Source organism: Paraburkholderia sp. (assembly GCF_034668105.1).
Lineage (GTDB): Bacteria > Pseudomonadota > Gammaproteobacteria > Burkholderiales > Burkholderiaceae > Paraburkholderia.
Genome location: NZ_JAXDPY010000645.1, coordinates 1 through 6,344, shown reverse-complemented (window position 1 = coordinate 6,344; position 6,344 = coordinate 1). Strand labels below are relative to the sequence as shown.

Here is a 6,344-nt window from a genome sequence, read left to right as displayed (position 1 = left end):
CCGGGTGCCCGATCACGGCCTAATTGAGTGCCGCTTCCGGCTGAACATTGCCGTCGACGTGATCGAGAAGCCAGCTTGCCAGTCCAACCGGCGAGTCCGCGATGCCGTAGAGGGTTTGCGGGCGCGTCCCCATCTCGAGCGCATAGGCGCGTCGCTTTCTGGCCGCGCTGCTCAACTGCTCGTAAGCGTGTTTTTCGTCGTCGGAGAGGTTGGGTGGCGGCGGATCACCGGCTTGCAGCGCCTTGGCAATTCCCGCTGGAACCGTCGCCGGAAAGTTGACGTGAATGCCCAACAATTCCGGCGGCGCCTGCTTGCCCATCACATTCGCGACGACCCCGCCCAGATCGCCGCCTTGTGCCGCGAATTGCGCATAGCCGAGGCGCTTCATCAGCACGACCCAGGCACGCGCGGTGCGCTCGGGTCCCCAACCGGTCGTCGCAGGTTTGCCGGAAAATCCGTAGCCGGGCAAGGACGGAATGACCAGATGAAAAGCATCCGATGCACTCGCGCCATGTGCCGTCGGATTGGTGAGTGGGTCGATGATCTTGAACTGCTCGATGACCGAGCCGGGCCAGCCGTGCGTGACGATGAGCGGCATCGCATTGTCGTGTTTCGAACGAACGTGGATGAAATGAATGGTCAGCCCGTCGATCTCGGTCACGAACTGCGGCAGCGAATTCAGTTTTGCCTCGCACTTGCGCCAGTCGTAATCGGTCGCCCAATGGCGCGCGAGTTCCTGAATCATCGCAAGTGGCACGCCTTGCGAGTCGTCGGCGACGGTTTCGCGTTCCGGCCATCTTGTCGCTTTGATGCGTCTACGCAAATCGATCAATTGCGACTCCGGCACGTGCACCCGAAGCGGACGAATAGCGGTTTTGTCGCCGCCGGCCGACTCGGTGATTTGAGTCATGGTTTGATCAGGATCGGCAAAGGCGAGCTGACTTAACGAGCCCGCGGCAAGGGTCGCCGCCGCCACACTGACAAATCGACGACGCGACGGCGATTGAGGAAGAATAGTGTCTGACATAAAGATCTCCGATGAACAATGCGGCCGGTTGCGCCACCCAATCACGAGTTTTCTGCCAGCAAGGCCTTGATCTTCGCCTCGGTCTGTTCGTAGTCGCCTTCGCCGAAGTGCGTGTAGACCACGTGCCCTTTCTTGTCGACCAGATAAAACGCCGGCCAATACTGGTTGCCGTAGGCGTTCCACGTTGCATAGCGGTTGTCCTGCGCGACCGGGAAGGTAATGTCGAAGCGCTTGATCGCCTTCCTGACGTTGTCCGTGTCGCGTTCGAACGGATATTCGGGCGTGTGGACGCCGACCACGACCAGCCCCTGGTCCTTATATTTCTGATTCCAGGTCTTTACATACGGCAGCACGTGGATGCAGTTGATACACGTATAGGTCCAGAAATCGACCAGCACAACTTTGCCGCGCAATTGCTGGAGGGTCAGCGGATCGCTATTGAGCCATTTATCGATGCCGGTGAATTCCGGCGCGGCCGTGTTGTTGTCGACCATGTTTGCGGTGGGCATCGAGGCCGCGCTGGCCGCGGGGCTTGCGACGAATGTTGCAATGGCGGCGGCACTGGCTGCCACGGTAGCGGCGAACAGCGCGACGGCCGTGGTGGTTTTGAGGCGGGAGAACATATCAGCGTCCTTTTCATGAAAGGGAACAGCCGGGCGTGGATCGAGACGTCGTGCCGGGCATTCCCGTGGTGGGCATGACGGCATTTGAACGCCCATTCGTATCTGGCTTGTGTCGCCGGGGCGGCTGCGGTGCAATGTTTTGTGTCGGGGGAACACACGGATACATTGGGATACAAAGTGCCGCGCGGACTGCGCTATAAAGCAGCCATGCCTATTCCGGAGCACCACATGAGTACCGAACTGCTGCAAGGATCCTGCCACTGCGGGACCGTGAAATTTGAAGTCCGCACCGATGTCCTGCCTGCCTCGCGTTGCAATTGCAGCCTGTGCCGCCGCAAGGGCGCGCTGATGACGCCGCCGTTCGCCGCGGCTGAACTGAAGATCCTGCAGGGCGAGGAAGCACTGACGCTCTACCAGTTCAATACCCGCACGGCGAAGCATTACTTCTGCAAGCACTGTGGCATTTATCCGTTCCACCAGACGCGTAAAGATCCGCAGCTCTGGCGCGCCAACATCGGTTGCCTCACCGGCATCGACCCGTATACGCTGGAGGCCAGCGTGGCCAATGGCGCCAGCCTGTCCGTCGTGGAGGATGCATGAGACGGCTCGTGGCGATTCTCGCTTTTCTGGCGGGCGGATTGGCAGCGGAACTGGCGCATCCCGTTCAGTGTTCGTTTATCAACGTGAAGCGGGTGCGCGTCAATCGTCGAAAGGACTGATGCCTTGATGGAAAACACCGACCACGTGCTGATCGTCGACGACGATCGCGGCATCCGTGAACTGCTTGCCACCTATCTCGAGAAGAACGGCCTGCGCGTGTCGCTGGCCGCGAACGGCCGCCAGATGCGTACCGTCCTCGAACAGGGCGCCCCTGATCTGATCGTGCTCGACCTGATGCTGCCCGGCGAGGACGGCCTCGTGCTGTGCCGCGAATTGCGCGCCGGCAAGTTTCGCGCGGTGCCGGTCCTGATGCTGACCGCCCGCAGCGAGGAGGCCGATCGGATCGTCGGGCTGGAAATGGGCGCCGACGATTACCTCTCCAAGCCGTTTGCGGTGCGCGAACTGCTGGCGCGCATCCGCTCCGTGCTGCGCCGCGCCCGCATGCTGCCGCCCGGCATGCAGGTGACGGAAAGCGCACCGATGATCGGCTTTGGCGATTGGCGGCTCGACACCACCGCGCGCCATCTGCTCGACGCCGACGGCACCATGGTGGCCCTGAGCGGCGCGGAGTACCGCTTGCTGCGCGTGTTCCTCGATCATCCGCAGCGCGTGCTCACGCGGGATCAACTGCTCAATCTGACCCAGGGCCGCCAGGCCGATCCGTTCGACCGGTCGATCGATCTGCTGGTCAGCCGCTTGCGGCAGCGCCTGCAGGATGTGGCGCGCGAGCCGCGTTACATCAAGACGTTGCGCAGTGAGGGCTATGTGTTCTCGGCGGCCGTGACCATGATCGAAGGCGACTCATGAAGCCGAACGCTTTGCTGCATTGGCCACGCTCGCTGTTCGCGAGGCTTGCGCTGATTCTCTTTGTCAGTCTTGCGCTGGTGCAAACGCTATCGGTCTGGCTCACCATGACGGAACGGGACCAGAACATGACCAACGTGATGATGGGGTACATCGAACATGAGGTCACCAGTTCCGTCGCGCTGCTCGATCATTTGCCCGCTGACGAACGTGCCGCCTGGCTGCCGAGGCTCGCGCGGCGCACCTATACCTTCGTTCTGGGACCTGGGGTCGCCGGCGCGCCACCGGATGCGGCGCTCTCGGAGAGGGTCGCGCAATCCATCGCGGATGGGATCGGCAAGCGCTATCCGCTCACGGTCAATGCGGTGCCGGGTGATCCGGACCGCCTGCAGGTTCATCTGCAACTGAGCGACGGCACGCCGCTGACGATCGATTACCGCCCCATGCCCGGCGCGCCGCTGTCGCCGTGGTTGTCGTGGGTGCTGGTGTTGCAACTGGTCGTGCTGGCCGCGTGTTGCTGGCTGGCGGTACGGCTCGCGACCCGGCCGTTGAGCCAGCTGGCGCGAGCGGCCGATACGCTGGGCCCGGACCTGAAGGCCGAGCGCCTGCCCGAAGACGGGCCCGACGAAGTAGCGCGCGCCGCGCGGGCGTTCAACGCCATGCAGGACCGCATCAGGATGGTTATGACCGAGCGCTTGCAGATCCTCGCGGCGATTTCGCACGACCTGCAAACACCGATCACCCGCATGCGTTTGCGCGTCGACGTGATGGACGACAGTCCACAGGGCGCGAAGCTGCAGCAGGACTTGCAGGAAATGGAAACGATGGTCAAGGAAGGCGTGACGTACGCGCGGACCATGCACGGTGCCACGGAGGCGCCGCTGCGCATCGACCCGGATGCGTTGTTCGACAGTCTCGTGTTCGACTATGTCGATGCCGGCAAGGATGTCTTGTTGCACGGGCGAATCGATAGCGCGTTGGTCACGCGTCCGCAGGCGTTGCGCCGGATCGTGGGCAACCTCGTCGATAACGCGCTGAAGTTCGGTGGGGCGGCCGAGATCCATGTCGCCGCTTCGCAGGACGGGCACGTGACGATCTCCGTGCTCGATCGCGGGCCGGGTATTCCGGCGGAATCGCTGGAGGCGGTGTTCGAACCGTTCTATCGGCTGGAAGGATCGCGCAACCGCGGAACCGGTGGGACCGGATTGGGCCTCGCGATCGCGCGGCAACTCGCGCTGGCGATGGACGCGGAATTGTCCTTGCATAACCGTCCCGACGGCGGCCTCGAAGCCAGGCTCGTGTTGAAAAGCGTTCGCCAGATTTCTGTGGTCCGACAGGCTTGCTGACTGGATTGCGCTGGATGCCGCAGCTTCTCGTCGATGAAAGACACCTTCCGCCTCATCGCCTCTGTATCGCAATGTATCTGCGCCGTGGGTAATTACATAACGTTGCACTGGCCCGCCTCGCGGACACAAGCCAGATACGTCCGCGGGTTCTAATACTTCCAAGGCCAGATTGTGGGGCTTCGCGAGTCAGGCGGTGAGCCTGATCAACATTTCATCGAGCGCATGTGCGAATCGCGCACTGCGCGTGGGGCTAATCTTTGAGGAGAATCAGCGATGCCGGACCAGATCAATATTCGACGTCGTCGTCTGCTTGGGACGACCGTTGCGGGTATCAGTTTGATGGAGTTGGCCCTGAGCGGACTCGCTCACGCGCAGTCGAACAGCGCGGCATCCAATACTAAAACGGCAGGACAGGTTGCTTCATTCGGCGCCATTCGCCAGGTCAACGCCGGACCGCTCAGTATCGGTTATGCGGAAGCAGGCCCGCGCAATGGACCGGTCGTGATCCTGCTGCACGGCTGGCCGTATGACATCTACAGCTTTGCTGAAGTCACGCCGTTGCTTGCCGCCGCGGGCTATCGGGTCATCGTGCCGTATCTGCGCGGCTATGGGTCGACGCGGTTCCTCTCCGCGGATACGCCTCGCAACGGTCAGCAGGCGGTGGTGGCCGTCGACATCATCGCGTTGATGGATGCGTTGAAGATCGACCAGGCGATCTTTGGCGGCTTCGATTGGGGCGCGCGCACGGTCAATATCATTGCCGCGTTGTGGCCGCAGCGATGCAAGGCGATGGTGTCGGTGAGCGGCTATCTGATCGGCAGTCAGGAAGCGAATCGAGCCCCGCTGCCGCCGAAGGCCGAGCTGGCCTGGTGGTATCAGTTCTATTTCGCCACGGAGCGCGGCCAGGCGGGTTATGAAGCGAACCGCCACGACTTCAACAAACTGATCTGGCGTCTCGCATCGCCCAAATGGAATTTCGACGACGCGACGTTCGATCGCTCGGCTGAGTCGTTCAACAATCCGGATCACGTCGCGGTGGTGATTCACAACTATCGCTGGCGTCTGGCGCTGGTCAAGGGCGAGCCGCAATACGACGAACTCGAAGCGCGCCTCGCGAAAGCGCCGACCATTGCCGTACCGACCATCACGATGGAAGGCGATGCCAACGGCGCACCGCATCCTGAGCCGGCCGCCTACGCGAAGAAATTCACCGGCAAGTATGCGCACCGGAATATCGACGGCGGCATCGGACATAACCTGCCGCAGGAAGCGCCGAAGGCGTTTGCCGACGCCATCATCGACGTGACCCGGCTTTGACCGGAGTGGAAGCGGACAGCGGAACGCACCGGATCAGGATCGCGTTGCGCCATGACTTGCGGTTGTCCGCTTCTTCGACGTCCAATTGACCGCTTCGAGGCGGCCGCCGGCCACGCTGCCAAGAGCCAAGAGCCAAGAGCCAAGAGCCAAGAGCCAAGACGCCAGCAACAAAGCCTTATGTCCTTTCAGGCAGCACTGATTTCCCGCCCCGGTTGCGCGGTTTCGGCTCGACACCCACGCGCGGGTCGCGCGCGAGCACGAGCGCCGTCATCCTTTCCACACTCGGTTCGAACGCCGGATCGTCCTGCGGCACATACAGCCATTTTCCGAGCACCGGATGCGGCCGCAAAGCGGGCACTTCTTCAATCAGCGCGCTGTGGCGATCTTGCGATGTGCACACCAGCAAGCCGTTCCACGGCTTCTCGCGATCGGCCGCGATCAGACACAACAGGCCATCGATATAGGCGGCATCGCTGCCGAACATCCGTTTGTGAACGTAGGTCGAATCGCGTTCGAATGCGTCGAAGATCCAGATGAGCGAGTTGCGGATGGTAGCGGGCATTGGGG

Annotated in this window: 7 protein-coding genes and 1 pseudogene; 5 read left to right on the top strand and 3 right to left on the bottom strand. The window is 62.1% G+C overall.

The window, feature by feature from the left end:
* Positions 1-25: 25 nt before the first annotated feature.
* Positions 26-1,027 (bottom strand): annotated as a pseudogene (locus tag QOC89_RS28565) (epoxide hydrolase family protein); the annotation flags it as partial.
* A 41-nt stretch (positions 1,028-1,068) separates the two neighbouring features.
* The gene (locus QOC89_RS28560; RefSeq protein WP_323048102.1) at positions 1,069-1,650 is read right to left on the bottom strand and encodes a thioredoxin family protein; all 582 of its coding nucleotides are present in this window, start codon (positions 1,648-1,650) and stop codon (positions 1,069-1,071) included.
* Between the two features lie 228 nt (positions 1,651-1,878).
* Between QOC89_RS28560 and QOC89_RS28555 the strand changes: the two genes are divergently transcribed.
* The 5 genes from QOC89_RS28555 to QOC89_RS28535 all read left to right on the top strand — a co-directional run bounded on the left by QOC89_RS28555 (position 1,879) and on the right by QOC89_RS28535 (position 5,777).
* The gene (locus tag QOC89_RS28555) at positions 1,879-2,250 is read left to right on the top strand and encodes a GFA family protein (protein ID WP_323048101.1); all 372 of its coding nucleotides are present in this window, start codon (positions 1,879-1,881) and stop codon (positions 2,248-2,250) included.
* Complete coding sequence (locus tag QOC89_RS28550) at positions 2,247-2,369, top strand: hypothetical protein (RefSeq protein ID WP_323048100.1); 123 nt, start codon at positions 2,247-2,249, stop codon at positions 2,367-2,369. Before QOC89_RS28555 ends, QOC89_RS28550 begins: the two co-directional genes overlap by 4 nt.
* 7 nt (positions 2,370-2,376) lie before the next feature.
* Entirely contained in the window at positions 2,377-3,117 is a 741-nt protein-coding gene (locus tag QOC89_RS28545) for a response regulator (RefSeq protein ID WP_323048099.1), read from the top strand.
* Positions 3,114-4,460 carry a HAMP domain-containing sensor histidine kinase gene (locus QOC89_RS28540; RefSeq protein WP_323048098.1) on the top strand — a complete coding sequence of 449 codons (1,347 nt, stop codon included), beginning with the start codon at positions 3,114-3,116 and terminating at the stop codon, positions 4,458-4,460. The genes QOC89_RS28545 and QOC89_RS28540 overlap by 4 nt, the downstream gene beginning before the upstream one ends.
* Before the next feature lie 273 nt (positions 4,461-4,733).
* Positions 4,734-5,777: an alpha/beta hydrolase gene (locus QOC89_RS28535; protein WP_323048097.1), complete on the top strand. Its 1,044-nt coding sequence runs from the start codon at positions 4,734-4,736 to the stop codon at positions 5,775-5,777.
* Between the two features lie 175 nt (positions 5,778-5,952).
* Here QOC89_RS28535 and QOC89_RS28530 read toward each other — a convergent pair whose 3' ends face one another.
* The gene (locus QOC89_RS28530; protein ID WP_323048103.1) at positions 5,953-6,339 is read right to left on the bottom strand and encodes a hypothetical protein; all 387 of its coding nucleotides are present in this window, start codon (positions 6,337-6,339) and stop codon (positions 5,953-5,955) included.
* Positions 6,340-6,344 lie beyond the last annotated feature (5 nt).